Raw genomic sequence first — 26,369 nt, 5'->3', positions numbered from 1 at the left:
CCGCTCCCCTCGCCTCACTGCAGGCGCTCGGGCCGCTCGCCGTCGTCGGCGGTGTCGACCCCTGCCTGGGCGAAGGTCGCCATGTCGTTGTGGCAGGCGACCGCGGCCTTGACGATGCCGGCGGCGAGCGCCGCGCCGGTCGCCTCGCCGAGGCGCATGTCGAGGTCGAGCACCGGGGCGAGGCCGAGCCGGTCGAGCACCTCGCCGTGCGCGCCCTCGGCGGAGCGGTGGCCGGCGAGGCAATGGGCGATGGAGCGTGGATCGATGGCGTGCAGGATGGCGGCCGCGGCCGTGACGACATAGCCGTCGAGGATGACGGGAATGCGCTCGAGCCGCGCCGCGAGGATGGCACCGGCGACGGCGGCAACCTCGCGCCCGCCAAGCCGGCGCAGCACCTCGAGCGGATCGGCGAGGTGGCCGGCATGGGTGGCGAGCGCCTGCTCCACGACGGCCGCCTTGCGGGCGAGGCCGGCGTCGTCGAGGCCGGTGCCGCGGCCGACCCAGCGCGCCACCGGCCCCCCATAGAGCGCGGCGTAGATGGCGGCGGCGATGGTGGTGTTGCCGATGCCCATCTCGCCGAGGCACAGGAGGTCGGTGCCGCCGGCGATCGCCTCCATGCCGAAGGCCAGGGTGGCGACGCAGGCCTTCTCGTCGAAGGCCGCCTCGGTGGCGATGTCGCCGGTCGGCAGGTCGAGCGCGAGGTCGAAGACCTTGAACCCGAGGTCGTAGGCGGCGCAGATCTGGTTGATGGCGGCGCCGCCCGCGGCGAAGTTCTCCAGCATCTGGCGGGTGACGCTCTGCGGATAGGGCGAGACGCCATGGCGCACCACGCCGTGGTTGCCGGCGAAGACGCAGACGAGCGGGCGCGCGACGCTCGGCCGCCCCTTGCCCTGCCAGCCGGCGACCCAGGCAGCGATCTCCTCCAGGCGGCCGAGGGAGCCCGGCGGCTTCGTCAGCTCCGCGTCGCGGCGGCGCACGGCGGCGATGGCCGCCTCGTCCACGTCCGGCAGCATGGCGAAAAGCCGCCGCACGTCGTCGAACGGTAGGCCGGTTGCCGTCGCATCCATCGCAATTCTCCACTATGTCGTTATGGCCGGCCCATGGTCGCGGCTGTCGGGCCCGGTGCTAATAGCATGCCGCGCGCCGAGGTGAAGATGACGCAGGACAACGAGATGCCGCAGGCCAAGGCCGGCCCCGGGCCGGGCCCGGCGCTCGCCTTCCTCGCCGATGCGGCGGCGTGCCTGCGCTTCTACTCGCGCCTGCCGGTGCCCGCCCTGCCCTTCGAGGCGGTGCCGCATGCCATGCCGGATTTCTCCCGCGCCGTCAGGGCGCTGCCGCTCGCCGGCGCCGCCATCGGCCTCGTCGGCGCGCTCGCCTTCCTCCTCGCGACGGGCCTCGGCTTCGGGACGTATCTCGCCGCCTGCGCCGCCGTCGCCGCGCTCCTCGTCGCGACGGGCGTCTTCCACGAGGATGGCCTGGCCGACACCGCCGACGGGCTGTGGGGCGGCGCGACGCCCGAGCGGCGCCTGACCATCATGCGCGACAGCCGCGTCGGCTCCTACGGCGCGGCGGCGCTCACGCTCGATCTCATGATCCGCGTCGGGCTGATCGCCGCGCTCGCCGGGCGCATGCCGGCGCTGGCCACAGCCCTGGCGCTCGTCGCGGCCGCGGCGGCCTCGCGCACGGTGGGGCTCCTGCCCTTCCTGCTGCTTAAGCCGGCCCGCAGCGACGGCGCCGCGCACGCGGCGGGCCAGCCCACGCAGGCCGCCTTCGCCACGGCGGCCGCGGGCTCGGCCGTCATTGCCTTCCTCCTGCTGCTGCCGGCAGGCTTCGGCTTCCTCGCGATCGTGCTCGCCCTTGCCCTCGCGGCGAGCGCGGGAGCGGGCCTCTCCCGCATTGCCCGGGCGAAGATCGGCGGGCATACGGGAGACATCGCCGGGGCGGCCCAGCAGGCGGGCGAGATCGCCTTCCTCGCCGGGCTCCTCGCCCTTGCGCCGCTCGCCGGCGCCTCGTGAAGGAAGAGCCATGCGCGGTTTCGTCGCCCTCGCCGTCATCATCGCCGCCATCGCGGTGCTCGTCCTCTTCGGCGGCAACGAGACCATCCTCGGGCTGCGGCCGGACCTCATCGCCTCGCTCGCCTGGCTCGGAGCCGTCGGCATCCTCGCCTTCGGCTGGGTGGTGCAGCATTTCCGCGGCCAGTGGACCCGCGCCCTCGAGGCCATCGCCTTCTGGATGGCGATGATCGTCATGCTGGTGGCGGTCTACAGCTATCGCTTCGAGCTGCAGGGCTTCGCCAACCGGCTGCTCGGAGAGGTGGCGCCGGGCTACACGGTGACGCTCGCCGGCGGCGAAGTGCAGGTCGCGCGCCATGCCGGCGGCAGCTTCGTCATCGACGGCGCCGTCGACGGCGTGCCGACGCGCTTCATCCTCGACACCGGCGCCTCGGCGGTGGTGCTGACGAGCGAGGCCGCCGCCCGCGCCGGCATCGACCCGGCGACGCTCTTCTATACCCAGCCGGTGATGACGGCGAACGGCCGCACGATGGCGGCTTCCACCACGCTCGGCGAGCTCACCGTCGGCAACATCACCGAGCGGCGGGTGCCGGCCCTCGTCGCCCGCGAAGGCAGCCTGTCGCAGAACCTGCTCGGCATGACCTTCCTCGAGCGCCTCGCCTCCTTCGAGGTGCGCGGCGACAGGCTGATCCTGCGCGGGCGCGGCGGGTGAGGCTCAGCTCACCAGGCTCACGTCAGGAGGCTCCATGCGAAGCGGGCGCAGACGGCGAGGAGGAAGAGGCCGAAGGCGATCTCCAGGCGCCGCTTCGACAGGGCGTGGGCGAGGCTCGCGCCCAGGGGAGCCGTGAAGATGCTCGTCGGCACGAAGAGCGCAAAGCCGATGAGCGAGACATAGCCCAGCGCCATGGGGAACTGCAGGGCCGCGACATCCGGATATTCGGCGGCGCGCGGCCAGCCGGCGTAGATATAGCCGATGGCGCCGGGAATGGAGATGAGGACGCCGAGTCCCGAGGAGGTCGCCACCGCCTGGTGGATCGGCCGGCCGTAGAAGGTCATGAACAGGCTCGACAATTGCCCGCCGCCGATGCCCATCAGCGACGACAGGACGCCGATGACGACGCCGTAGATGCTCATGACGATCTTGCCGGGCACCTCCGTGCCGAGGCGCCAGCTGTCCTTGCCGAAGAGGAGCCGCACGGCCGAGATGCCCGCGACGACGACGAAGACCGCCTTGAACAGGTCCGCCGGGGCATAGCGGGCGATGAAGCTGCCGAGCCCCACGCCGAGGATGACGGGCACCGCCCAGATGCGCACGATGGACATGTCGACCTTGCCGCGCGCGCGATGGGCGTTGAAGGAGCGGATCGAGGTGGGGATGATCACGGCGAGCGAGGTGCCGACGCACAGCGGCATGCGCACCTCCTCCGGCACGCCCACGACCCGGAAGAGCTCGTAGAGCACCGGGACGACGACGGCGCCGCCGCCCACGCCGAAGACGCCGGCGAGGATGCCGGTGACGGCGCCGGCCGCGAGCAGCGCCCCGGCCAGCATGACGAGTTCGGATGTGGGAATGGCAGCGAACATGACGGCTCCCGCGGCAGGAGCCCTCTCGTGCGCGATTGCGGCGGCCAAGGCAAGCGCTGCGGCGACATGGCCGCCCGGCGCCGTGCTCAGTCGGCGATGCCCTCGCGCCCCTCGAGCGTGACGAGCGTCGCGGTCATCACGGCCACGGTCTTGCGCCGCTCGCCGTCGATGGCCTCGACCTCGGCCTGCGCCACGGTGAGCATGCGCCCTGCCCGCACCACGCGTCCGTGCGCCTCGAGCCTGTCGCCGGCGGCGGGGGCGAGCAGGTTGATCTTGAACTCGGCAGTGAGAACGCCGGCCCCGGCCGGCATCAGCGACAGGGCGGCATAGCCGCAGGCCGAATCCGCGATGGTGGAGACGATGCCGGCGTGGACGAAGCCGTGCTGCTGGCAGATGTGCGGCGCGACCAGAAGCGCGATCGTGGTCTCGCCCGGCGCGACCTCGGTCATGCGCGCGCCGATCGTCTCCATCACACTCTGCTTGCCGAAGCTGCGGCGCACGCGCGCCTCGAAATCCGGGTCCTGCGGCTTGTGCATCGCGCCCTCCTCCCCGCCTGCATTTCAGGGAAGAGGAAGAAAAGCGGCAAGACACAGGCGCGCAAAACGCTCTTGGCCGTTGCGCACGCCTCAGGCGGCCTCGACCTCGCGGCGCGCCGCCTCCCGCCGCACATGGGCGACCGCCTCGACGATGACCTCCGGCCCGGCGCCGGGCTTGCAGGCCTCCGTCGCGAGGTGGCGGCGGAACTGGCGCGCGCCCGGCCGCCCGGGGAAGAGGCCGAGGATGTGGCGGGTGAGCTGGTTGAGGCGCACGCCCTCACCGAGCCGGCGCTCGACATAGGGCAGATAGGCCTCGACGACGGCGAAGGCGTCGGCGAGCGGCGCGGCGGCGCCGAAGAACAGCGGATCGACGCCGAGGAGGATCTCCGGGTTCTGATAGGCCGCGCGGCCGAGCATGACACCGTCGAGCGCCGGCCCGCCCGCCGGATGCATGGCCGCATGGGCCTCCTCGAGCGTCCGGAGGCCGCCGTTGAGGAGGATCGGCACCTCGGGCAGGCGCGCCTTGAGACGATGCACGCGGCCATAGTCGAGCGGCGGGATCTCCCGGTTGTCCTTGGGCGAGAGGCCGTTGAGCCAGGCCTTGCGGGCGTGGACGACGAGCATGTCCACCCCGGCGGCGACAACGGCGTCGGCCAGCTGATCGAGCGCCTCCTCGGGGTCCTGCTCGTCGACGCCGATGCGGCACTTGACGGTGACGGGCACGTCGACCGCGTCCTTCATCGCCGCGACGCAGGCGGCGACGAGCTCCGGCTCGCGCATGAGGCAGGCGCCGAAGCGCCCGCTCTGCACCCTGTCCGACGGGCAGCCGACATTGAGATTGACCTCGCGATAACCGAAGCCGGCGCAGATACGCGCGGCCTCTGCCAGCTCGCCCGGCTCGCTGCCGCCGAGCTGCACGGCGAGCGGCTGCTCCGCCGCATCGAAGCCGATGAGACGCTCCCGGTCGCCGTGGATGACCGCGCCGGTCGTCACCATCTCGGTGTAGAGCAGGGCATGGCGCGTCATCAGCCTGTGGAAGACGCGGCAGTCCCTATCCGTCCAATCCATCATCGGCGCGACGGAGAACCTGTGCGGTTTGAAATCACTCACCTTTTCTGCGTCCAGCGTCATTGTCAGCATGGGTGCGTGCGCGCGATCGCAACTCCGGCGCGCCGTATCGCGTCGGGCCTGACTTCCGCGTCACCCGCGTGCAACGTAAGGATGACCCGGCGCACTATCTAGCGCGGGTCGAGGCCGAAAGCCACGGGATGCGCCGTGACTGCCCCGCACACCACCCTCCCGCAAGCCATATTCGATAAAATTCTCGTGATCGCAATTCCGCCATGATCATTGCAGCAACTTGAATTACGATAAACAATGCTGGGGAACACACATGACCATCGATGAGCCGAGACACATGGCACCGGACGTCAAGGAAGCCATGCTGAAACTTGTGGTTCATCAGGTCGTCGAAGCCTATTCTCACGCTTTCATCCAGGCGATTTCAAGCGACTTCGAATCAGACAGGCAGGCTGCATTCGAGACTTTTGCCTCCGCGGCGCAGGAGCGTGCCCTGATCGTCCTTGGAGAACTGGACGCGACGATCAAGGCCCGGATCGCCGAGACGAGCCGTGTCATCATCGATCAGTCGCTGGCGACGATCGCCGAGGGCGCGGGCGTGCGCCTCACCGCTGCAGCCGCCCGATCCGCTGTCACCCACTAGCGGCCGGCCGGCGCAATGCCGCCGCGCGCGCCCTGCGCGTGACGGGCTGTGGATAGCGGGGGAACGGCCGGGGCTCCGCCCATCAATTTGCCGTGTTCGAGCCAACCGGCACCAACTGTCGGTTGCCCGTTCCACGGCCCGCACGCATACTCGGCGCTCGGCCCCATGGCCATCAGAAGGGGAGATGACCATGCGATCGGAACGGGGTGATCTCATCTTCGGCGAGCAGCGCGTCGACGACGTCGACGTCTCGATAGACGGGACGATTTCGAGCGACCGGGCGAGACAATACCGCGGCAGGCTGGGCGCCCCGCGGGACGTCATCTTTCGCGCCTGGCGCACGGGCGGCGCGCGCCTGAGAATGACGAGCGGCGCCACGATCGACATCATCATCACCGACGCGACGAGCGGAACCTTCATCGGCCAGGAAGCGGACCGCCGTGGCGCGGCTCCGCCGGACTGACCCCGCGCCGCGGTGCGAGAACCGGCCGGTCCGCCCGCCCTGCCCTCGCCTTCGGACGGCACCGGAGGAAATCCCGGAGACATGTCGATGGACAAGGAATGCCTGCTCCCGGTCATTGCCGCGGCCGGCCTTGGATTCATGCTGTCCGCCTGCACGCCCTCGCCCACGCCAGGAGCCGCGGTGGCGGACCCGGGCCCCTGCCGCCCCGAGGCGGCAAGCGGGCTTGCCGGCCAGCCGCGGCTGACCGATGACGAGGCGCGACAGCGCACCGGCGCGACCGTCGTACGGCAGATCGCGCCGGGCCAGCCCGTCACGATGGATTACTCACCCGCGCGGGTGACGGTCGAGACGGATCCCCGCACGGGCCGCGTCGTGCGCGCGTTCTGCGGATAGGCAGCCGGAGGTCCTGCATGAGATCGATCACTTCGACGGCCGCAATCGTCCTGGCGGCCGCCAGCGGGCTCGTCGGCCCGGCCGCGCCGGCGCACGCCACGAGCTGCGAAGCCAACCAGCCCTGCATCATCGTGCGGCAGGCTCAGTATGGCCTGCCGGGCGGCGGCGGCAAGACGTGCTCGGCCTACTGGCCCGTCTCCAACCTCTGCGGCGGCCAGCGTTCCTGCGAGATCAAGGTCAACAACGACCTGTGCGGCGATCCCGCCCCCGGCAGCCGCAAGATGCTGTTCGTCAGATGGCAATGCGACCCCGACACCCGTGAGTATTTCGACACCGTGCAGGAATACGCGACCATGAAAATCGCCTGCGCCGCGCCCCAGTAGCATTCTTCAGCACCCGCGTACCAAACCGGACCGGAAAAACCATGTCCGGTTCGGGTGAACTCCTGCTATGCTGGAAGAAATATAAACTGGCAGCCCGCCATGGGGCTCAAGCCTGAGCAATCGGACGCGAAGGGGGCAGGCCGATGCAGGGGGGCGGTTCCGGAGCGCACGCGGTGGTGCAGCAGCGGTTGCACAGCGCCATCCGCCATATCGCGGAGGCCCAGCGCCTCATCAGTGAATTTCTCAGCCACTGCGCCGGCGGCGGGCCACGCTCGATCGCGCACCTGGCGCATGGCCCGCAGCCATTGGCTTCGATGGCTGATCCTCGCCCGCCGGACGGTGCCGGCGACGAGGTCCGGCCCTGACCATCACGGCCGTCCATTGCCTCAGCACGCTCATTCGCCGCGGGTAAGCTCCGGCGCCGTGAACCGGCGGTTGGCGAGGACCGGCAGCACGCTCCTCGCATGGGCGATGCGGGCCGGATCGATGTCGGCGAAGACGAGGGCCGGCGCCTCGGCGGCGCGGGCGATGGCGACGCCGAGCGGATCCACCACCATGCTCGCGCCGATGTTGCGCTCGCCGCACTCGCCGGTCGCCACGACGTAGCAGGTGTTCTCGAGCGCGCGGGCGGTGACGAGCACCTCCCAATGCGCCTCCTTGCCGAGGCCGCGCACCCAGGCCGAGGGAGCAGTGATGACATCGGCGCCATCGAGGGCGAGGCGCCGCGCCATCTCCGGAAAGCGCAGGTCGTAGCAGGTCATGGTGCCGACCTTCAGCCCCGCCACCTCGATCAGCGGCGGGATCTCGTCGCCGGGCGCGACATTGGTCGATTCCTTGACGCGGAAGGCATCGTAGAGGTGCAGCTTGCGGTAGGCGCCGATGATGGCGCCGTCGCGCACGGTGACCAGCGTGTTGAAGACCCGGCCGTTGCCGGCCGGCACGTGGATGCAGCCCATCACCGCGAGGTCGCTGCCGCGGCTCGCGGCGAGCACCTCCTGCATGAACGGCCCGTCGAGCGGCTGGGCCGTCTTCAGCACGATGTCGGGATCGGCGATGTCGCGGGCGAGGATGCCCTCGGGCAGGACGAGCAGCTTGGCGCCGGCGGCGCCGGCCTCGCGCATCAGCCGCACGACCGTCGCGGCATTGTCCTGCCACTCACGTCCGACGGCGAACTGCCCGAGCGCCACCCTGACGACCGGGCGCGTGGACGATGGAGGGTTCATGCCGGGCTCCCTGCAGGTCGTTTCGGCGCGGGGCGCCGGGCGCGCGTGGCGCCCGGCAGCGTGGCCCGCCGGCGAAATCAGCGACCATGCAGGCGCCGGCGTCAAGCGGCGAGACGCTCGCCGAGGCGCGAAAGTTCGCCGCGCGCGGCCGCCACGGCCTCTGCGCTCACCTCCGGGCCGAAGCCCTGCTTCTCGGCGCGCACGAAGGTCACGTCGGTGATGCCGATGAAGCCGAGCATCGTGCGCAGGTGCGGCTCCTGCGAATCCATGGCCTGGGCCGGGCCCTCGCTGTAGAGCCCGCCGCGGCTCTCGATGACGATGGCGCGCTTGCCCTTGATGAGTCCTTCCGGCCCCTTCTCGCTGTAGCTGAAGGTGACACCGGCGCGCAGCACGTAGTCGAACCACGCCTTCAGGGTGGAGGGAATGCCGAAGTTGTACATCGGCGCACCGATGACGATCACGTCCGCCTCGCGCAGCTCACCGACCAGCCGGTCCGACAGGGCGACCGCCGCGCGCTGGGCCTCGGTCGCCGTCTCGCCCTTGCGCAGGGCGGCCGTCGTCTCGGCCGTCAGATGCGGGATCGGCTCGCTGCCGACATCGCGCGTGATGACGCGATCGGCACCGCCGCTCGCCTTCAGGGCTTCGAGCGCATCCGCAACGAGGCGGTTGGAAACGGATTCGGCGCCCGAGGCGCTGCTGGTAATGGCGAGAACCGTGGTCATATTCAGCTTCTCCGAAACGAATGACAAAGGCATGCCGGAAAGCTGGTGGTTCTTTCGCCGCACCGGTATCCTCTTTATTTGCACCAAGCCGTTGCTGGACGAGGAACGCGGATGCCGGACTTCGACGATCTGAAGAGCTTCATCGAGGTGGTGGACAGCGGCGGCTTCGGCCGTGCCGCCAAGCGGCTGGGCATCGCCAAGTCCATCGTCAGCCGCCGCATCGCGCGGCTCGAGGCGGAGCTCGGCACGCGCCTCCTCACCCGCACGACGCGCGGCATCAGCGCGACCGAGGCGGGGCTCGAGTTCAAGACCCGCAGCGAGCGCATCCTCGCCGACCTTGCCGAGGCGCAGGACGCCGTGGCGCAGCACGGCGGCGGTATCGTGGGCACGCTGCGCCTGTCGGCGCCGTTGTCCTTCGGGGTCAAGTATGTGACGCCCATCCTCGCCGAGATGGCGGCCGCGCATCCGCGGCTCGGCATCGACGTCGCCTACAGCGACCGCGTCGTCGATCTGATGGCGGAGCGCTTCGATGCCGCCATCCGCATCGGCTACCTGCGCGATTCGAGCCTCATCGCCCGCAAGATCGCGCCCGTCTACGTGGTCGTCGTGGCGAGCCCGGACTATGTCGCCCGGCACGGCCGGCCGGAGACGCCGGACGACCTGACGCGCCACGAATGTCTCATCTATTCCGCTGTCAGCGATCAGGACCTGCACTTTCGCCGTGGCACGCGCTGGACGAACGTGCGGCCGCGCGGGCGGCTCCTGGCCGATAACGGCGACGCCCTCCTGCAATGGGCCCGCACGGGGCTCGGCATCGTGGTGGCGCCGACCTTCCTCGCCGCCGAGGATATCGAACGGGGCACGCTCATCCCCCTGCTGCTCGACTACGAGATGCCGGAGGCCGGCATCTATGTGGTGCGGCCGCCGGGCGCCTATGTGCCGGCCAAGGTCCGGCTGCTCACCGACACGCTCGTCGCCCATTTCGGCGGCGAGCCCTATTGGGACGCCTGCCTCATGCACCGGCTGCGGCAGAAACGTGCCCCCGCGCAGGCCGCCGACGACAGCGTTTCGGCGGAGTAAGCGGGAGCCGGGGCAGGTTCAGGCGGCCGCCTCGCTGGCAGCCTCCCGCTCCTCCTCGCCCACGGCCGCCGCCAGGCGCTCGGCCAGTTCGTCGACGGCGCGTTCGGCCGCGGCGATCGAGGCCGCGAGCCGCTCGTCGGCGAATTCGTCGTATTCGACCGCGACGGACGCGACATCGGTGATGCCGATATAGCCGAAGGCGGTGCGGATGCTCGGCTCGACATGGTTCATGTGGGCGATGCGCTCGCCCTCGCCATAGCCGAAATCGCCGCGCGAGGAGAGGATGACGAGCCGCTTGCCCATGCCGGCGAGCAGCGGCCAGTAGGGTTCGCCCGGCCGGGCGCGATCGAAGCCGAAGGTGCGCCCCACGCGCACGATGTTGTCAATATAGGCCTTGAACGGGGCCGGAACGCCGAAGTTGTACATCGGCACCCCGGCGACGATGACATCGGCACCGATCAGTTCGTCGATCAGCATGTCGCTTTCCCGCAGCACGCCATCCATCCAGGGCGCGCGACGCTCCTTGGGCGTGAAGGCCGCGTGGATCCAGGCGGCGGAGACCGGCGCCGGCGGCGTCAGGCCGACGTCCCGGTAGAGCACCGTGTCCTTGGGCCGCTGGTTGCGCCAGCGGGCGACGAAGCGCTTGCTGAGACGGCGGGAATGGGAGCCGAAGGTCGCGAGGTCGGAACCGGCCGGGCGGGCGCTGGCATCGATATGCAGAATGGTCGCCATGAGTGACATGTCCTCATCTTCAGGGAGGGTTCGTGTCGCGCAGGTTCCTTCTCTTGCGGGACGATGACAAACGCATAGTTCTCAGCTTATAGATGAGTGAAACTCATCCATAGAGACGCAACCGCTCCACCATGACCGACCGACGTTCCAGCCGCCGTCTGCCTCCCCTGCCCGCCCTCAGGGCCTTCGAGGCCGCGGCGCGACACCTCAGCTTCAAGGCGGCCGCCGAGGAACTGGCGGTGACGCCGACGGCCGTCAGCCATCATGTGCGGCAGCTGGAGGATGCGCTCGGCCTCAGGCTGTTCGTGCGCCGCCCCCGGCGCGTTGCGCTGACGCCGGAGGGGCGCATGCTCTACCCCGTGCTGCGCGACGGCTTCGACGCCTTCGCGGAGGCCATCGCGCGATTGCGCCGCCAGCGCCTCAAACCGGTCGTCACGCTGTCGGCGACGGTCGCCTTCACGGCGCGCTGGCTCGTGCCGCGAGTCGCGGCCTTCCACGCGGCCAATCCCGGGCTCGACCTCAGGCTGCACGCTTCCGACGACCCGGTGGATCTCCTTGCCGGCACCGCCGATGCCGCCGTGCGCTACGGCCGGGCCGTGCCTGCCGGCCTCGTCGGCGACCTCCTGTTCGAGGACATGTTCGCGCCGGTGTGCAGCCCCGCGCTCGGCCTCAACCATCCGCGCGAGCTCGCTGAACACACATTGATCCATTTCGAATGGCGGCGCCCGCACCGGGACAATCCCGTCTGGGAGCGCTGGCTCGCCGAGGCGGGTCTTCCGGGGCTGGTGCCGCGGGCGGAGCTGACGCTGAGCGACGAAAGCCAGGCCGTGCAGGCGCTGGTCGCCGGCCAGGGCGTCGCTCTCGCCGGGCTCGTGCTGGTGGCGGACGAGATCGCGGCCGGCCGCCTTGTCGTGCCCTTCGGGCCGCGGCTGCGCGGCTATGACTATCGCCTCGTCTACCCGGCCGATCCGCCGCATCCCGAACGAATCGCGGCCCTGCGCAGCTGGATCCGGCAGGAGGCGGCCGGCGGCCTTGGCCTGGCCGGGCGGACATGAAAAAGCGGCCCCTTGCGGGGCCGCTCGAAAACCCGCCGCTCCCGATCAGAAGGGGCTGTCGGGGAAGTGGAAGTTCTTGGCGTTCTCCTGCGTGATCAGCTCGGAGCCGATGACGAAGCGGCCGGACACCGGCGCGTTGGAGACGAAGCGCAGCGCCGTGATCTCGATCGCGGTGGCGATCATCGCCGGCGGATAGGTGACATTGGCCGGCACGCGCTTGTCGCCGTCCATGACGCGCTTGATCATCTCCTTCATGCCGGCGCCGCCGAGCACCCACATCTCGTCCTGCCGGCCGGCCTGGTTGACGGCTTCGAGCACGCCGACGGCCATGTCGTCGTCCGAGGCCCAGACGGCGTCGATCTTCGGGTGCTTGGAGAGGAAGTCCTGCATCACGGTGAAGGCGCTGTCACGGTTCCAGTTGCCGTGCTCCATGCCGATGATCTCGATGCCGCTGCCCTCGATGGCCTTCTGGAAGGCCTCGACGCGCTCGTTGTCGATGGTGGTCGGGATGCCGCGCAGGACGACGATCTTGCCGCCGCTCGGCATCCGCTCGCGGAAGAACTCGCCCGCGACGCGGCCGAAGCCCGGGTTGTCGCCGGCGACGTAGAGGTCCTCGATGCCCTCTTCGGCGAGGCCGCGGTCGACGACCGTGACCCACTTGCCCGCCTCGGCCACGCGCTTGACCGGGCCGGTGAGCGGCGTCGATTCGAAGGGCAGCACGACGAGCGCATCGATGTTGCGCGTCGCCATCATGTCCTCGATGTCGCTGACCTGCTTGCCGGGATCGCCCGCCGTCGCGAGGACGAACTTCAGCTGCGGATAGGTCTTCTCGAGGCGCTTCACCGCCTCCTGCGCATGATAGTTCATGCCACCGGCCCAGCCGTGCGTCGCCGCCGGGATGGATACGCCGATGACCTTATTATCCTGCGCCTGTGCCGCGGCCGGCGCAGCGAGCACCGCCGCCAGGGCCAGCGCCTTGAAAGCCTTGACCACTCCCATCGTCCTTCTCCCTCTCTTCATCCAGCCCTGTTGCCGGGCATTTGCGCCGCCTCTTCAGAGCGCCTTCTTCTGACGCTGCAGAACGACGGCCAGAACGATGATCACGCCCTGGATGGCCCCGTTGAGATAGGGGCTCACCAGGTCCGTCAGATTGAGGATGTTCTGGATCAGGTTGAGGATGAGCACGCCCACCACCGTGCCCCAGGCGCGGCCGAAGCCGCCCTTCAGCACCGTGCCGCCGATGATGACGGCTGCGATCGCCTCGAGCTCCCACAGGACGCCCGTCGCCGAGGAGGCGGAGCCGAGGCGCGGCACATACATGATGGTGGCGAGGCCGACCAGCATGCCGAGGATGACATAGGTGGCGAGCCGCACGCGCTCCACATGCACGGCCGAATAGCGCGCCACCTGCTCGTTGGAGCCGATGGCGGCGCAATGGCGGCCGAAGGCGGTGTGCCGCATCACGATCTCGCCGGCGATGGCCACGACGAGGAAGACGATGATCGGCCAGGAGACGCCGAGGATGCCGTCGTAATAGACCGGGCGGTAGACGTCCCGCACCTGGAAGTTCAGCGACAGCGTGCCGCCGTCGGCGAGCCAGGTGATGAGCGAGCGGAAGATGCCCATGCTGCCGAGCGTGACGATGAAGGCCTCGATGCGCGCCCTGGTGATGAGCAGGCCGTTGCCGAGCCCGGCGAGGAAGCCGAAGAAGAGCGCCGCCGCCATGCCGATGAGGATGACCGGCCAGCCGGCGCCGAGCGTCGGCACCAGCGCATTCATGACGAGGATCATCAGCCCGGCGATGAAGGCCGCCATGGAGCCGACCGAGAGGTCGAGCCCGCCGGAGGTGATGACGAAGGTCATGCCCACCGCGATGATGCCGATGAAGGCCGAGCGGGCGAGCACGTTGGTGACGTTGCCGTAGCTGAGGAAATTCGGGTTCAGCAGCACGCCGACGAGGATGAGGACGGCGAGCGCGACGAGCGGACCGACGACATGCAGGTTGACGGCCGGGCGGCGCGCCTTCCGCAGCTCCTGCCGGGTGGTCGTCGCGTCAGCCATTGCCGTTCGCCCTCCTTGCCTCGAGGCCCATGGCGAGGCGCACGATGGCGTCCTCGTTGATGTCGGCGCCGCTCAGGATACCCGCGAGGCGCCCGGCGCGCATGACGCAGACGCGGGTTGCGAGCCCGATGATCTCGGCCATCTCGGACGAGATGAGAATGATGCTCTTGCCGGCCGCGGCGAGGCGCTGCACGAAGCCGTAGATCTGCTGCTTGGTACCGATGTCGATGCCGCGCGTCGGCTCGTCGATGATGACGATGTCGGGTTCCGCCAGCATGGTCTTGGCGAGCAGCAGCTTCTGCTGGTTGCCGCCGGAGAGGTTGCCGACCGGGATCTCACGCACCGGGGCGCGGATGTCGAACTCGGCGATGGCCTTGTCGAGCGCCCGATCCTCCGCCTTGCGGTCGATGAGGAAACGGCCGAAACGCGAGAGCGCGAGCAAGGTGAGGTTCGGCCGCATGGGCTGATTGAGCAGGAGGCCGCGCTCCTTGCGGTCCTCCGTGAGGTAAGCGATGCCGGCGCGGCGCGCTTCCTCGACGGAGCGGATGCGCATCGGGCGGCCGGCGAGCGTCACCGCTCCGTGCGCCGGCCTGAGGCCGACGAGCCCCTCCATCAGCTCCGTCCGCCCGGAGCCGACGAGGCCGGCGAAGCCCAGCACCTCGCCGCGCCGGAGCGAGAAGGACACGTCCTCGGCAAAGCCGGCGACGCTGAAATTCTCGACCGTCAGCACCGGCGCGGCGGAGGCCGGCTCGGCCTTCGCCGGAAAGAGGTTGGAGAGCTCGCGCCCCACCATGGCCTCGGCCATGGCGTCCTCGCTGAGGGCGCCGCGCGGCGCCGTCACCACATGGCGGCCGTCGCGCAGCACGGTCACCCGGTCGGCGAGCCGCGCCACCTCGTCGAGCTTGTGCGAGGTGTAGAGGATCGCCGTGCCGGCGGCCCTGAGGCGCTCGATCTGGCGGAAGAGCACCTCCGCCTCCTTGCGCGTCAGGACCGCCGTCGGCTCGTCCATGATGATGACGCGGGCCTTGCGCGACAGCGCCTTGGCGATCTCGACCATCTGCTTCTCGGGCACCGAGATGCCGGCGACGATCGCCGCCGGGTCGACCGGCGTCTCGAGCTCGGCGAGCAGCGCCAGCGTCTTCTCGCGCATGGCGCGATGGTCGAGGAAGGGGCCGCGCTTCAATTCGCGGCCGAGGAAGATGTTCTGCTCGACGGAGAGCTGCCGGGCGAGGTTGAACTCCTGGTGGATGAGCACGACGCCGCGCTCCTCCGCCTCCTCGCTCGAGGAGAAGGCGACCGGGGCGCCGTCGAGCAGCACCCTGCCCTTCGTCGGCGCGAGATAGCCGGCCATGATCTTCATCATGGTCGACTTGCCGGCGCCGTTCTCGCCGATGAGGGCGTGCACCTCGCCGGGCTTCAGGTCGAAGTCGATGTCGAACAGCACCTCGACCGGCCCGAAGGCGCGGCCGACGCCGGCGAGCGCCAGCACCGGCGCGGTGGCCGGGGTGGGAGCAGCCGAGGCGGCGGGCGCAGCCACGGCCATCGCCTCAGAGCGTGACCCAGGCGGCGTTGCGTTTCGACGAGCGCACGCAGGCCTCGACGAAGGCAACCCCGGCGACGCCGTCCGCGACCGTGGGATAGACGACATCCGGCGGGACCGGGCGGCCCTCGCGGCGGGCGAGGATGGCGCGCGCCGCCTCGGCATAGATGTTGGCGAAGCCCTCGAGATAGCCTTCCGGATGGCCGGCCGGGGTGCGCGTCATGCGCTGGGCCGCGGCGCCCGCGCCGGCCCCGCCGCGCGTCAGCAGCGTCTTCGGCTTGCCGAAGGGGGTGAACCACAGGCGGTTCGGCTCCTCCTGGCACCATTCGAGGCCGCCGCGTGTGCCGTAGACGCGCAGCTTGAGGCCGTTCTCGTTGCCGGGCGCCACCTGGCTCGCCCACAGCATGCCCTTGGCGCCGCCGGCAAAGCGCATCAGCACGTGGACGTTGTCGTCGAGCCGCCGGCCCTCGACGAAGCTGTCGAGATCGGCGCTCAGGCTCGTGAGCGTCAGGCCGGTGACGAAGGTGGCGAGGTTGAAGGCGTGGGTGCCGATGTCGCCGACGGCGCCGCCGGCGCCGGAGCGGGCCGGATCGGTGCGCCATTCCGCCTGCTTGGCGCCGGTGCGCTCGAGCGGCTCGGTCAGCCAGTCCTGCACATATTCCACCTGCACGAGGCGCAGGTCGCCCAATTCCCCGGCCGCGATCATTTCGCGCGCCTGCCGCACCATGGGGTAGCCGGTGTAGTTGTGGGTCAGGATGAACAGCGCGTCCGACTTCTCGGCGAGCGCGGCGAGGCGCCTGGCATCCGCGAGCGTCGCCGTCAGCGGCTTGTCGCAGATGACGTGAATGCCGCGCTTGAGGAACTCGCGCGCCGCCTCGTAATGCACGTGGTTGGGCGTGACGATGGCAACCGCCTCGATGCCGTTCCTGAGGCGCTTCTCGCGCGCCGCCATCTCGCGGAAGCTGTCGTAGATGCGGTCCTCGGCGAGGCCGAGGACCCGACCGGATTCGCGCGCCTTGGCCGGGGTCGAGGACAGCGCGCCGGCGACCAGCTCGAACTCACCATCGAGCCGTGCGGCGATGCGGTGCACGGCGCCGATGAAGGCATCCTTGCCGCCGCCGACCATGCCGAGACGGATGCGCGCGGGCGCGCTCTCACGGGAGGCTTCGATCGCCATCGCTCACCTCTCCAGCCCGAGCATGCGGCGATTGGCGGCATCGTCCGTGCCGGCGCCGGCGAAATCGTCGAAGGCCTTCTCCGTCACCCGGATGATGTGGTGGCGGACGAATTCCGCGCCCTCGCGCGCCCCGTCCTCCGGGTGTTTCAGGGCGCATTCCCATTCGACGACGGCCCAGCCGTCGAAGTCGTTGGCCGCCATCTTGGAGAAGATGGCCCCGAAATCGACCTGCCCGTCACCGGGGGAGCGGAAGCGCCCGGCCCGGTCCACCCAGTTCTGGTAGCCGGAATAGACGCCCTGCCTGCCGGTCGGGTTGAACTCCGCATCCTTGACGTGGAACATCTTGATGCGGTCGCGGTAGATGTCGATGTTCTCGAGATAGTCGAGGCACTGCAGCACGTAGTGCGAGGGATCGTAGAGCATGTTGGCGCGCTGGTGGCCGCCGACGCGCTCCAGGAACATCTCGAAGGTGATGCCGTCGTGCAGATCCTCCCCCGGGTGGATCTCGTAGCAGACGTCGATGCCGTTATCCTCGGCATGGTCGAGGATGGGACGCCAGCGGCGGGCGAGTTCGTCGAAGGCGGCCTCGATCAGCCCCGCCGGACGCTGCGGCCAGGGATAGACGAAGGGCCAGGCGAGCGCGCCGGAGAAGGAGGCGAGCGTCGTGAGACCGAGGTTGCGCGAGGCGGTGATCGCCTTCTTCACCTGCTCGACCGCCCATTCCTGCCGGGCCTTCGGATTGCCGCGCACGGCCGGCACGGCGAAACCGTCAAAGGCCTCGTCATAGGCGGGGTGGACGGCGACGAGCTGGCCCTGCAGGTGGGTCGACAGATCGGTGACGGCGACGCCGTTCTCCAGCGCCTTGCCGGCGAATTCGTCGCAGTAGTCGCGCGAGGCCGCGGCCTTGTCGAGATCGAACAGGCGCGCATCCCAGCTCGGTACCTGGACGCCGAGATAGCCGCAGTCGGCCGCCCAGCGCGTGATGGAATCCCAGGAGTTGAACGGCGCGGCATCACCGGCGAATTGGGCGAGGAAGAGCGCGGGGCCCTTGATCGTCTTCATCGATTGTCCTCCCGAGGGCTCGTTGGCCCGGCGGGCGGTCGCTGCCGCCCATTCTGTTGTAATCGGTTGTAACCAGTCATACGCTAGCCTGTAATCGTTTACAAGCACATGCGCCGGCGGCCGAGAATGTGTTTGCCTTCCCCGGAAAAGGCGGACAAAAGGCAGCCAGGAGTTGAAGCGAACCCATGAACAAGCCCCTGCCGCGCATCCGGGACGTTGCCCTGGCCGCCGGCGTCTCCACCGCCACCGTCAGCCGCGCGCTGTCGCACCCCGAGCAGGTCTCCCGGGAGACGCGCGAGCGCGTCCTCGCCGCCATCGACGCCACCGGCTACACGATCAACCAGGCGGCGCGGAACCTCCGGCGCCGGCGCACGGGCGCCATCGTCGTGCTGGTGCCGAACCTCGCCAACCCGTTCTTCTCCAAGATCCTCTCGGCCATCGCCGCCGAAATCGCGCCGATCGGCTACAACGTGCTCGTCGCCGACACGGCCCCGCAGGGGCAGGAGCGCGACGACGAGCGCATGCTGGGCTATCTCAGCAACAACCGCGCCGACGGGCTCATCCTGCTCGACGGCCACCTGCCCGACGAGCTGCGGCAGGACATCGGCGGCTCTGGTTCTCTGCCGCCGCTCGTCTTCGCCTGCGAATGGATCGAGGGGCTCGCCACCCCGTCGGTGGTCATCGACAACGCCGAAGGGGCGCGCCTCGCCATCCGGCATCTCGCCGAACTGGGGCACCGGCGCATCGCGCACATCATGGGGCCGCCGACGAACGTGCTCACCATCGAGCGCCGCCGCGGGACGCTGGAGGGGCTGGCGCAGGCCGGCATCCCGGCCCGCGACGAATGGTTCCTGCCCGGCGACTTCACCATGGAGAGCGGTGCGGCCGCCGCGCACCGCTGGCTCGCCTGCGACGAGCGGCCGACGGGCGTCTTCTGCCAGAGTGACGAGATGGCCTTCGGCTTCATCTCGGAGCTGCACCGCAAGGGCCTTTCCGTGCCGCAGGACGTCTCCGTCGTCGGCTTCGACGACATCGAGACCGCATCCCGCTACGTCCCGGCGCTGACCACCGTGCACCAGCCGCGCGGCGGCATCGGCACCACGGCGGCGCGCATGCTGCTTGCCCTGATGGCGAAGGACGACGAGGCCGCGGTGACGGTGAAGACGGACGAGCGGCGGCTGCTGCCGGTCGAGCTCGTGGTCAGGGAAAGCACCCGGGCCGTGGATTGAGCCGGACGAGAGTGAGGGCAGCAACCGACGAGCGATGAGCGACCCGTCCCTCTCCCCCCGCTTGCGGCGGGGAGGGGCTAGGGGTGGGGGAAGCCTCCACATGATCGGCGAAACCCGTTGTCGTTGCTGAAAACTCCGGCCGCCCCGCCGAGCGGCACCGCCCCCCACCCTGACCCTCCCCACCACTTCGTGGGAGGGGATGGCAGTGGCGCCACGCGTCCTGGATGTCGGTAAAGCTTCAACCCGTCTGCGCGCCCGGCAGGCGATGCGCCATGCTCCAGGAATGGCCGAAGGGATCGCGGATGCGGGCGTAACGGTCGCCCCAGAAGGCATCCTCCGGCGGCATGGTGACCGTTGCCCCGGCCGCCTGCGCCTTGGCCACCGCCTCGTCGCAATTGGGCACGTCGAGATGCAGCGTCACGGCCGTGCCGCCGATAACGGGCGGCGGGGCGACCTTTTCCTCGCCGCTCGCCTCGCCGCAGAACTCCGGAAAATAGTCGCAGAGATAGAGCTTGGTGCCGTGCACGAGGAGCTCCGCATGCATGAGGCGCCTGCCGTCCTCGGCCGGCATGCGCATCACCTCCTCGGCGCCGAAGGCGCGGCGGTAGAAGTCGATCGCCGCGGCGGCGCCATCGACGACGAGATGCGGAACGAGTTTCTGCTGCCGGTCCATCCTCTTCTTCTCCCTCCATCCGGTCTTTATGTCGCGCCGCGGCCGTCTTGCCGACCCCCGGCCCGGCGGCTATGAGCCGCTTCAATCGCATTTGGGCAGGCCTGCGGCGATCTTGCCCATTGCTTTTTACGTTGATATCAACATTAATAAGTCATGTCAAAGATGGATGTGCCGGCCGAAACGATACTGCCTTTCGAGGTCACCCTGCACGTGCGCGACAACTGCCTGTGCCTGCACGTGCAGCGCGCAGCGCGCGCGCTGGCACGGCGCTTCGACGACGCTCTTCGCCCCGTGGGGCTGACGAGCGGGCAATTCTCGCTGCTGATGTCCCTCAATAGGCCCGAGCCGCCGAAGATCGGCCAGGTCTCCTCCCTGCTCGCCATGGACCGCACCACGCTGACGGCGAACCTCAAGCCGCTGGAGCGGCGCGGGTTCCTCACCGTGAGCGTCGACCCCGACGACAAGCGCAGCCGCCGCCTGAGCCTCACCGACGAGGGCCGGCGTGCGCTGGCCGCCGCCTATCCCTACTGGCAGGAGTGCCAGAAGAAGCTCGCCAGCCGCGTCTCCGGCGACGAGGCGGCGCGGCTGCTGGCGGACCTGCAGGCGCTGTCATAAGGATTGGCAGTCGGCAGTCGGGCGGATTGCAGGCCGCTGCAACCGAGAGCAACCTCGTTTCCCGGACGCATGCAGCGAAGCGGAATGCGAGCCGGGAACCAGCGCAAGGACTCGCCGAAGGCGCCGAATGGCCGCCCCGGCTCAGCACCGCAGCATTGCATGCTGCAGTGCATCCGGGGCACGAGGGCGTGCCTGCGAGTGCCACCTCTTCCGATAGCCCTCTTCCGACTGCCGACTGCCTACTCCCCTACTCCCGATTGCCCCGATAGACCTCGAACCAACCGAGGCCGTCCACGGTCCCGGCGCGCGGGCGGTACTCGCAGCCGACGAAGCCGGCATAGCCGAGGCGGTCGAGCTCGGCGAAGAGGAAGGGATAGTTCAGCTCCTCCCCGTCCGGCTCGTTGCGCGAGGGCACGCTGGCGATCTGGATGTGCCCCGTCACCGGCAGGAGCGCGCGCAGCGCCATGGTGACGTCGCCGTGCATGATCTGGCGGTGGTAGATGTCGAACTGCAGCTTCAGGTTGGGCCGCCCGAGCCCCTCGATGAGGGCGACGGCGCGGCCGAAGTCGTTGAGGAAATAGCCGGGCATGTCGCGGCCGTTGATGGGCTCGAGCATGAGGGCGATGCCCTGCTCGCCGAGCCGGTCGGCGGCGAAGGCGACGGCATCGCGATAACGCGCCGCGGCGGCAGGATCGGCGGCATCGGCGAGGCCGCTCATGAGATGCAGGCGCTTCACGCCCGTCGCCGCGGCATAGCGCAGGGCGGTGCCGATCGAGGCGCGGAACTCCTCCTCCCGGCCCGCCAAGGCCGCGATGCCCCGCTCGCCCTTGCCCCAGTCGCCGGGCGGGCAGTTGAACAGGGCCTGCGTCAGGCCGTTGTCGGTGAGCGCCCGCGCGACATCCTCCGGCGCGTGCTCATAGGGAAACAGATATTCGACGGCATCGAAGCCCGCATCGGCCGCCGCCTTGAAGCGGTCGAGGAACGACCATTCGTTGAACATCATGGAGAGATTGGCGGCAAAGCGCGGCATGGCGGCCTCGTGGGTTCGCAGGTCGGAAGGTCAGGACTTCTTGGCAGGCAGCGTCACGCCCGCGGTCTGCGCATAAAAGCGGGCGACGGAGGAATCGTCGTCGCGGCCCATGCCGGCGGCCGAGGTCATGGTGAAGAGCTGCAGGGCCGTGGCCGCGACGGGCACCGGGAAATTGCTGGCCCGACTCATGTCCATGACGATGCCGAGGTCCTTGGTGAAGATGTTGACGGCCGAGAGCGGCGTGTAGTCGCCCTCGAGGATGTGCGGCACCCGGTTCTCGAACATCCAGGAATTGCCCGCCGCGCCCGTGATCACCTCATAGACCTTGCGGATGTCGAGGCCGAGCCTGGCCGCGAAGGTGATGGCCTCGCAGGCGGCGGCGATATGCACGCCGGCGAGCAGCTGGTTGACCATCTTGAAGGCGGCCGCCGTGCCGGCCTCGTCGCCGAGCTCGTGCACGGTCGCCGCCACCGCCGCGAGCGCCGGACGGGCCCTCGTCATGGCCGCGGGCGTGCCGGAGGCGAGCACCGTCAGGGCTCCTTCCGCGGCCTTCTTCGCCCCGCCGCTGATCGGCGCATCGAGATAGTGACGCCGCATCGCGGCGACGCGGGCCGCGAGGGCGCGCGCCGCCTCCGGCGCCATGGTGGCGCAGGACACGAACACCGCGCCTTCCGGCAGGGCGGCGGCGGCGCCTTCCGCGCCGAAGAGCACGTCCTCGGTCTGGGCGGCATTGACGACGACCGAGAAGAGCGCATCCGCCCCTTCCGCCGCGGCGGCCGGGGTCGCAGCGGCGCGCCCGCCGGCGGCGACGAGCCGCTCCACGGCCTCCGCTGACAGGTCGAAGCCGGCGACCTCGAAGCCAGCGCGGACGAGCGATGCGGCCATGCCGAAGCCCATGGCGCCGAGGCCGACCACGCCGACGCGCCCCTTCTTCGTTTCCTCCAGCGTCATGAGATGCCTCCCGATACGGCTTGCAGCACCCGACTTGTGCAAGCGCTGTCAACGAAGCACTATAATGGATGACAGCGCTTGCATAGATGCTATCTTGCGCCACTCCACCTGCGCCGGGGCCTGCCATGACCATCCGCCACGAGACCGCGCCGATGCCCGCCGCCCCCTTGCGCCTCGCCGAGGTGGCGGCGCGGGCCGGGGTCAGCGAAAGCACCGTCTCGCGCGTGCTGCGCAACATCGGGCCGATCGCGGAGGCAACGCGTGTCGCCGTGCTGAAGGCCGCCGAGGAACTCGGCTATGTCCCCAACCGCCTCGCCGGGGCACTGGCCTCGACGGGCAGCGCCCTCGTCGGCGTCGTCGTGCCCTCGCTCGACAACATCGTCTTCGCCGAGGTGCTGCGCGGCGTCACCGAAAGGCTGGAGGAGGCGGGGCTGCAGGCCGTCATCGGCGTCACGGGCTACGATCTCGCGCGCGAGGAGCGCATCGTCTCGGCGCTGCTCGCATGGCGGCCGCGCGGCATCGTCATGGCCGGGATCGACCACACGCCGCGCCTGCGCGATCTCCTCGCCGCCAACGGCACGGCCGTCGTCGAGATGATGGACATCGACGGCGCCGAGCCGGCGCTCGACCGGCGCGTCGGCCTCTCGCACGGGGCGGCGGGCGCGGCCATGGCGGCGCATCTCGTGGCCCGCGGCCATCGGCGCTTCGGCTATGTCGGCCACGACATCTCGCGCGACATTCGCGCGCGCAAGCGCCTCGACGGCTTTGCCGCGGAGCTCGCGCGGCGCGGGGCCGTGCTCGTCGCCGAGGAGATGGTGGCCGGCCCCTCCTCCGTGGCCGCCGGCCGGGCCGGGCTCGCCGCGCTCCTTGCCGCCCATCGCGACCTCGACGCCGTCTATTTCTCCAACGACGACATGGCGGTCGGCGGCTATTTCCACTGCGAGGCCAACGGCATCCGCATGCCAGGCGACCTTGCCATCGCCGGCTTCAACGGCCTCGACATCGGCCAGGAGCTGCCCCGGCGGCTCACCACCGTGCGCTCGCCGCGCTACCGCATCGGCCAGCTGGCGGCCGAGCAGATCCTGACGCGGCAGGAGGCGGCGGAGGACATGGCGAAACCCGCGACCATCGATGTCGGTTTCGAGCTCATCGCCGGGGAGACGGCGTAAGCCCCACCGGCCACGACAAGAGAGGAAAGTCCCATGCTTCTCGGCTGCATCGCCGACGATTTCACCGGCGCGAGCGACCTCGCCAACACGCTCGCCAAAGGCGGCATGCGCACGACGCAGTTCATCGGCGTGCCGGCGGAACCGGCGGCGGCCGACTGCGAGGCCGGCGTCGTGGCGCTGAAGAGCCGCTCCATCCCCGCCGCCGCGGCCGTGGCGCAGTCGCTCGCTGCGCTCAAATGGCTGCAGCAGCAGGGCTGCCGGCAATTCCTCTTCAAATATTGCTCGACCTTCGATTCCACGCCCCAGGGCAATATCGGCCCGGTTGGCGAAGCACTCGCCGAGGCGCTCGGCACCAGGGGCGCCGTCGCCTGCCCAGCCTTTCCGACCACTGGGCGCACGATCTACCAGGGGCACCTGTTCGTGAAGGACCGGCTCCTGTCCGAATCCGGCATGGAGAAGCACCCGCTCACCCCGATGACGGACCCGGATCTCAGGCGCTTCCTCGCCCTGCAGACGAAGACGCCGGTCGGCCACGTGCCGTGGACGACCGTCGATGCCGGCCCTGACGCGGTCAAGACGGCCTTGAAGGAGGCGGCGGGGCGTGGCGAGACCCTCGTCATCGTCGATGCGATCAGCGATGCCGACCTCTTCACCATCGGCGCGGCGCTCGCCGAGGCGCCGCTCGTCACCGGCGGCTCGGGGATCGCGCTCGGCCTGCCCGAAAACTTCCGCAAGGCCGGCCTCCTCTCCGGCGAAGGCTCGGCCTTCACCCCCGTCGACGGGCCGGCCGTGGTGCTGGCGGGCAGCTGCTCGGGCGCTACACGCGAGCAGGTGAGGCTCCATGCCGCGAAGCACCCCGGCCTCGCGCTCGAGATCGACAAGATCATGAGCGGCACGCTGACGCCGGACCAGGCCGTCTTCTTCCTGATGGAGCGCATCCGCCTCACGCCGATCTGCTATTCCACGGCCACGCCCGAGGAGGTGAAGGAAATGCAGGACCGCTACGGCCGCGAGGCGGTGGCCGAGGCGATCGAGAGCTTCTTCGGGGAACTCGCCGTCACCCTCAACAACCGCGGCGTCAACCGCATCATCGTCGCCGGAGGCGAGACCTCGGGCGGCGTCGTCAGCGCGCTCGAGATCGACCGGCTCGACATCGGCCCGGAGATCGACCCCGGCGTGCCGGCCCTGTCGGGCACGCGCAACGGGCCGCTGGCGCTGGCGCTCAAGTCCGGCAACTTCGGCGCGCCGGACTTCTTCGACAAGGCGGCGGCCGTACTCGCCGGCAAGGGCGTGGGAGGTATGGGCACAGAAGACAAGAGCGCGGGAGGTGCAGCATGAGCGAGGCGAAACTGCGCGAGGAGATCGTCCGCTTCGCCCGCTCGCTCTTCGAGCGCGGGCTCACCCCTGGCTCCTCCGGCAACATCTCGGTGAGGCTCGATGACGGCGGCTGGCTGGTGACGCCGACCAATGCCTCCCTCGGCTTCCTCGATCCCGCCCGCATCTCGCGCCTCGACGCGGAGGGGCGCCTCGTCGGCGGCGATGCGCCGACCAAGGAGATCCCGCTGCACGCGGCACTCTACGAGACGCGCGGCAGCGCCCGCGCCATCGTGCACCTGCACTCGACCCATTCCGTCGCCGTGTCCATGCTGCCGGAGATCGACGCCAGGAACGTGCTGCCGCCGCTCACCGCCTATTCGGTGATGCGCGTCGGCCGCACGGCGCTGGTGCCCTACTACCGCCCCGGCGATCCGGCGGTGGCGGACGCCATCCGCGGCCTTGCCGGCCGCTACAGCGCGGTGCTGCTCGCCAACCACGGGCCGGTGGTGGCGGGCGACACACTGGAAGCGGCCGTCTACGCCACGGAGGAGCTGGAGGAGACGGCAAAGCTCCACCTCCTGACGCGCGGCCTCAACCCGCGCCTGCTCTCACCGGCGCAGGTCCGGGATCTCGTCGCGCATTTCAAGCTGGAGCCATGGCCCGAGGACGAGCACGGGCACGACCACGACCACTGACGCGCCGTCACGCCCTGCGGGCCGTGCGCGCCTTCGCCTCGCGGCCGCGGCCGAAATCGGCGAGCTTCATCTCGAGGCGGCGCGCCTCCTCCTGAAGGAGCGCCGCGACCTCGGCCCGCCGGGCCTCGCCGAGGCGGCTCTCGATGGCCGCGACGCTCAGCGCGCCGACGGGATGGCCCGCGGCATCGCGCACGGCGACGCCCATGCCCCAAGAGCCCTGCATCAGCAGGCCGGGATTGAGCGCATAGCCGGCGGCCCGCGTCTCGGCCACGCTCGCGCGCAGCATCTCCGGCGTGAAGCGCGGATAGCGCTCGGCCATGACCGCGCTGTTGGCGGCGATCACCGCCTCGACATCCTCGTCCGGCAGCGCCGCCAGGATGGCGAGCGAGCCGGAGCCGACGCCGAGCGGGTGCCGGTCCCCCGGCATCAGCACATGCGTGCGGATGGGGAAGGCCCCCTCCTCCCGGTGCAGGCAGATGGCGTAGTTCTCGCGGCGGATGGAGACGAAGGCCGTGTCCTCCGTGCGGGCGGCGAGCCGCGCCACGCCTTCGAGCGACAGGCGATGCAGGCCGAAGCGCTCCTCCGCCAGGGTGCCGAGCACGTAGCTCTCGGGCCCGAGGTGATAGCGCCCGCCGGTTTCTTCCTGTTCGACGAGGCCGGCACGCATGAGCGAGAGCAGCAGGCGGCGGACGGTCGGCTTGTTGAGCCCGCTCTCGGCCACGAGATCGGCCAGGCGCGCTCCCTCCCGGCGGCGGGCGCCGACCATCATGAGCAGCGCGAGCGCCCGGTCGACGCTCTGCGCGCCCTCGGCCCTGCCCCCTTCGATCCTGCCATTCGAAGCATGATCCATACTGCGGATCATCCTGAACTCCCGCCTCGCCTCCAAAAGGCGATGAGATTAGCGCCTATTGCGCGCGAGACAACCGAGCATGCTCGAAGTGCGA

Annotated in this window: 29 protein-coding genes; 13 read left to right on the top strand and 16 right to left on the bottom strand. The window is 70.0% G+C overall.

Annotated features, from left to right (window positions below):
- Nucleotides 1–14: 14 nt before the first annotated feature.
- Nucleotides 15–1,067, bottom strand: coding sequence for a nicotinate-nucleotide--dimethylbenzimidazole phosphoribosyltransferase (gene cobT / locus GGR16_RS02570; RefSeq protein WP_183315630.1), 1,053 nt, complete (start codon nt 1,065–1,067; stop codon nt 15–17).
- Nucleotides 1,068–1,154: 87 nt separating this feature from the next.
- On the opposite strand from cobT, the gene GGR16_RS02565 reads away from it, so the two are divergent.
- Together GGR16_RS02565 and GGR16_RS02560 are read left to right on the top strand one after the other, a co-directional pair.
- Entirely contained in the window at nt 1,155–2,015 is an 861-nt protein-coding gene (locus tag GGR16_RS02565; protein ID WP_343059502.1) for an adenosylcobinamide-GDP ribazoletransferase, read from the top strand.
- A gap of 10 nt (nt 2,016–2,025) precedes the next feature.
- On the top strand, nt 2,026–2,724 hold the full coding sequence (locus GGR16_RS02560; RefSeq protein WP_183315629.1) for a retropepsin-like aspartic protease family protein: 699 nt from the start codon (nt 2,026–2,028) through the stop codon (nt 2,722–2,724).
- Between the two features lie 17 nt (nt 2,725–2,741).
- Here the strand turns inward: GGR16_RS02560 and GGR16_RS02555 are convergent, their stop codons facing one another.
- The 3 genes from GGR16_RS02555 to dusA form a co-directional block, all read right to left on the bottom strand.
- A complete protein-coding gene (locus GGR16_RS02555; RefSeq protein ID WP_183315628.1) occupies nt 2,742–3,596 on the bottom strand; it encodes a sulfite exporter TauE/SafE family protein in 855 nt (284 codons plus the stop codon).
- Between the two features lie 86 nt (nt 3,597–3,682).
- Nucleotides 3,683–4,132, bottom strand: a complete 450-nt coding sequence (locus GGR16_RS02550; protein ID WP_019400581.1) for a PaaI family thioesterase — start codon at nt 4,130–4,132, stop codon at nt 3,683–3,685.
- Nucleotides 4,133–4,222: 90 nt separating this feature from the next.
- The gene (dusA, locus tag GGR16_RS02545; protein WP_183315627.1) at nt 4,223–5,263 is read right to left on the bottom strand and encodes a tRNA dihydrouridine(20/20a) synthase DusA; all 1,041 of its coding nucleotides are present in this window, start codon (nt 5,261–5,263) and stop codon (nt 4,223–4,225) included.
- A gap of 262 nt (nt 5,264–5,525) precedes the next feature.
- Here dusA and GGR16_RS02540 point away from each other — a divergent pair, with 262 nt between their 5' ends.
- The 4 genes from GGR16_RS02540 to GGR16_RS02525 all read left to right on the top strand — a co-directional run bounded on the left by GGR16_RS02540 (nt 5,526) and on the right by GGR16_RS02525 (nt 7,094).
- The gene (locus GGR16_RS02540) at nt 5,526–5,855 is read left to right on the top strand and encodes a hypothetical protein (protein WP_019400579.1); all 330 of its coding nucleotides are present in this window, start codon (nt 5,526–5,528) and stop codon (nt 5,853–5,855) included.
- Nucleotides 5,856–6,045: 190 nt separating this feature from the next.
- Nucleotides 6,046–6,318, top strand: a complete 273-nt coding sequence (locus GGR16_RS02535; protein WP_183315626.1) for a hypothetical protein — start codon at nt 6,046–6,048, stop codon at nt 6,316–6,318.
- Between the two features lie 81 nt (nt 6,319–6,399).
- Nucleotides 6,400–6,711, top strand: coding sequence for an I78 family peptidase inhibitor (locus tag GGR16_RS02530; protein WP_246372782.1), 312 nt, complete (start codon nt 6,400–6,402; stop codon nt 6,709–6,711).
- Nucleotides 6,712–6,728: 17 nt separating this feature from the next.
- A complete protein-coding gene (locus GGR16_RS02525; RefSeq protein WP_019400577.1) occupies nt 6,729–7,094 on the top strand; it encodes a hypothetical protein in 366 nt (121 codons plus the stop codon).
- 395 nt (nt 7,095–7,489) lie between these two features.
- Here the strand turns inward: GGR16_RS02525 and GGR16_RS02520 are convergent, their stop codons facing one another.
- Together GGR16_RS02520 and GGR16_RS02515 are read right to left on the bottom strand one after the other, a co-directional pair.
- The gene (locus GGR16_RS02520) at nt 7,490–8,317 is read right to left on the bottom strand and encodes a deaminated glutathione amidase (protein ID WP_040403506.1); all 828 of its coding nucleotides are present in this window, start codon (nt 8,315–8,317) and stop codon (nt 7,490–7,492) included.
- Nucleotides 8,318–8,418: 101 nt separating this feature from the next.
- A complete protein-coding gene (locus GGR16_RS02515) occupies nt 8,419–9,039 on the bottom strand; it encodes an FMN-dependent NADH-azoreductase (protein WP_026014844.1) in 621 nt (206 codons plus the stop codon).
- A gap of 111 nt (nt 9,040–9,150) precedes the next feature.
- On the opposite strand from GGR16_RS02515, the gene GGR16_RS02510 reads away from it, so the two are divergent.
- Nucleotides 9,151–10,119: a LysR family transcriptional regulator gene (locus GGR16_RS02510; RefSeq protein WP_183315625.1), complete on the top strand. Its 969-nt coding sequence runs from the start codon at nt 9,151–9,153 to the stop codon at nt 10,117–10,119.
- 18 nt (nt 10,120–10,137) lie between these two features.
- On the opposite strand, the gene GGR16_RS02505 is transcribed toward GGR16_RS02510, so the two are convergent.
- On the bottom strand, nt 10,138–10,851 hold the full coding sequence (locus GGR16_RS02505; RefSeq protein WP_019400572.1) for an FMN-dependent NADH-azoreductase: 714 nt from the start codon (nt 10,849–10,851) through the stop codon (nt 10,138–10,140).
- Nucleotides 10,852–10,982: 131 nt separating this feature from the next.
- On the opposite strand from GGR16_RS02505, the gene GGR16_RS02500 reads away from it, so the two are divergent.
- Nucleotides 10,983–11,906, top strand: a complete 924-nt coding sequence (locus tag GGR16_RS02500) for a LysR substrate-binding domain-containing protein (protein ID WP_183315624.1) — start codon at nt 10,983–10,985, stop codon at nt 11,904–11,906.
- Between the two features lie 45 nt (nt 11,907–11,951).
- Here GGR16_RS02500 and GGR16_RS02495 read toward each other — a convergent pair whose 3' ends face one another.
- The 5 genes from GGR16_RS02495 to GGR16_RS02475 are packed head-to-tail and all read right to left on the bottom strand — an operon-like array spanning nt 11,952 to nt 17,746.
- Entirely contained in the window at nt 11,952–12,905 is a 954-nt protein-coding gene (locus tag GGR16_RS02495; RefSeq protein WP_082312519.1) for an ABC transporter substrate-binding protein, read from the bottom strand.
- Nucleotides 12,906–12,959: 54 nt separating this feature from the next.
- Nucleotides 12,960–13,967: an ABC transporter permease gene (locus GGR16_RS02490; protein WP_183315623.1), complete on the bottom strand. Its 1,008-nt coding sequence runs from the start codon at nt 13,965–13,967 to the stop codon at nt 12,960–12,962.
- Nucleotides 13,960–15,510: a sugar ABC transporter ATP-binding protein gene (locus GGR16_RS02485; protein WP_019400568.1), complete on the bottom strand. Its 1,551-nt coding sequence runs from the start codon at nt 15,508–15,510 to the stop codon at nt 13,960–13,962. The genes GGR16_RS02490 and GGR16_RS02485 overlap by 8 nt, the downstream gene beginning before the upstream one ends.
- Nucleotides 15,511–15,514: 4 nt before the next feature.
- Nucleotides 15,515–16,684: a Gfo/Idh/MocA family protein gene (locus GGR16_RS02480; RefSeq protein WP_183315622.1), complete on the bottom strand. Its 1,170-nt coding sequence runs from the start codon at nt 16,682–16,684 to the stop codon at nt 15,515–15,517.
- A gap of 3 nt (nt 16,685–16,687) precedes the next feature.
- Nucleotides 16,688–17,746 (bottom strand): sugar phosphate isomerase/epimerase family protein, encoded by a 1,059-nt coding sequence (locus tag GGR16_RS02475; protein ID WP_019400566.1) that lies wholly within the window; start codon nt 17,744–17,746, stop codon nt 16,688–16,690.
- A gap of 185 nt (nt 17,747–17,931) precedes the next feature.
- Between GGR16_RS02475 and GGR16_RS02470 the strand changes: the two genes are divergently transcribed.
- On the top strand, nt 17,932–18,975 hold the full coding sequence (locus GGR16_RS02470; RefSeq protein WP_019400565.1) for a LacI family DNA-binding transcriptional regulator: 1,044 nt from the start codon (nt 17,932–17,934) through the stop codon (nt 18,973–18,975).
- Nucleotides 18,976–19,213: 238 nt separating this feature from the next.
- On the opposite strand, the gene GGR16_RS02465 is transcribed toward GGR16_RS02470, so the two are convergent.
- The gene (locus GGR16_RS02465) at nt 19,214–19,648 is read right to left on the bottom strand and encodes a VOC family protein (protein WP_183315621.1); all 435 of its coding nucleotides are present in this window, start codon (nt 19,646–19,648) and stop codon (nt 19,214–19,216) included.
- Nucleotides 19,649–19,810: 162 nt separating this feature from the next.
- Here GGR16_RS02465 and GGR16_RS02460 point away from each other — a divergent pair, with 162 nt between their 5' ends.
- Nucleotides 19,811–20,263, top strand: coding sequence for a MarR family winged helix-turn-helix transcriptional regulator (locus GGR16_RS02460; RefSeq protein ID WP_019401535.1), 453 nt, complete (start codon nt 19,811–19,813; stop codon nt 20,261–20,263).
- A 247-nt stretch (nt 20,264–20,510) separates the two neighbouring features.
- Here the strand turns inward: GGR16_RS02460 and otnI are convergent, their stop codons facing one another.
- Both otnI and ltnD read right to left on the bottom strand, forming a co-directional pair.
- Nucleotides 20,511–21,293, bottom strand: coding sequence for a 2-oxo-tetronate isomerase (gene otnI, locus GGR16_RS02455; protein ID WP_183315620.1), 783 nt, complete (start codon nt 21,291–21,293; stop codon nt 20,511–20,513).
- Between the two features lie 30 nt (nt 21,294–21,323).
- Nucleotides 21,324–22,244, bottom strand: a complete 921-nt coding sequence (gene ltnD / locus GGR16_RS02450) for an L-threonate dehydrogenase (RefSeq protein ID WP_019401537.1) — start codon at nt 22,242–22,244, stop codon at nt 21,324–21,326.
- Between the two features lie 125 nt (nt 22,245–22,369).
- Between ltnD and GGR16_RS02445 the strand changes: the two genes are divergently transcribed.
- Genes GGR16_RS02445 through otnC form a run of 3 tightly spaced genes read left to right on the top strand, consistent with a single transcriptional unit; the run spans nt 22,370 to nt 25,425 of the window.
- The gene (locus GGR16_RS02445) at nt 22,370–23,413 is read left to right on the top strand and encodes a LacI family DNA-binding transcriptional regulator (protein ID WP_183315619.1); all 1,044 of its coding nucleotides are present in this window, start codon (nt 22,370–22,372) and stop codon (nt 23,411–23,413) included.
- 33 nt (nt 23,414–23,446) lie between these two features.
- Entirely contained in the window at nt 23,447–24,751 is a 1,305-nt protein-coding gene (gene otnK / locus GGR16_RS02440; RefSeq protein ID WP_183315618.1) for a 3-oxo-tetronate kinase, read from the top strand.
- Nucleotides 24,748–25,425, top strand: a complete 678-nt coding sequence (otnC, locus tag GGR16_RS02435) for a 3-oxo-tetronate 4-phosphate decarboxylase (protein ID WP_183315617.1) — start codon at nt 24,748–24,750, stop codon at nt 25,423–25,425. The genes otnK and otnC overlap by 4 nt, the downstream gene beginning before the upstream one ends.
- 7 nt (nt 25,426–25,432) lie before the next feature.
- On the opposite strand, the gene GGR16_RS02430 is transcribed toward otnC, so the two are convergent.
- Nucleotides 25,433–26,275, bottom strand: a complete 843-nt coding sequence (locus tag GGR16_RS02430) for an IclR family transcriptional regulator (protein WP_183315616.1) — start codon at nt 26,273–26,275, stop codon at nt 25,433–25,435.
- Between the last annotated feature and the right edge of the window lie 94 nt (nt 26,276–26,369).

The organism is Chelatococcus caeni (genome assembly GCF_014196925.1).
In the GTDB taxonomy this organism is placed as follows: Bacteria; Pseudomonadota; Alphaproteobacteria; order Rhizobiales; family Beijerinckiaceae; genus Chelatococcus_A; species Chelatococcus_A caeni.
The sequence above is the reverse complement of the archived record's forward strand: the minus strand, read 5'-3'. Positions and strand labels throughout refer to the sequence as shown.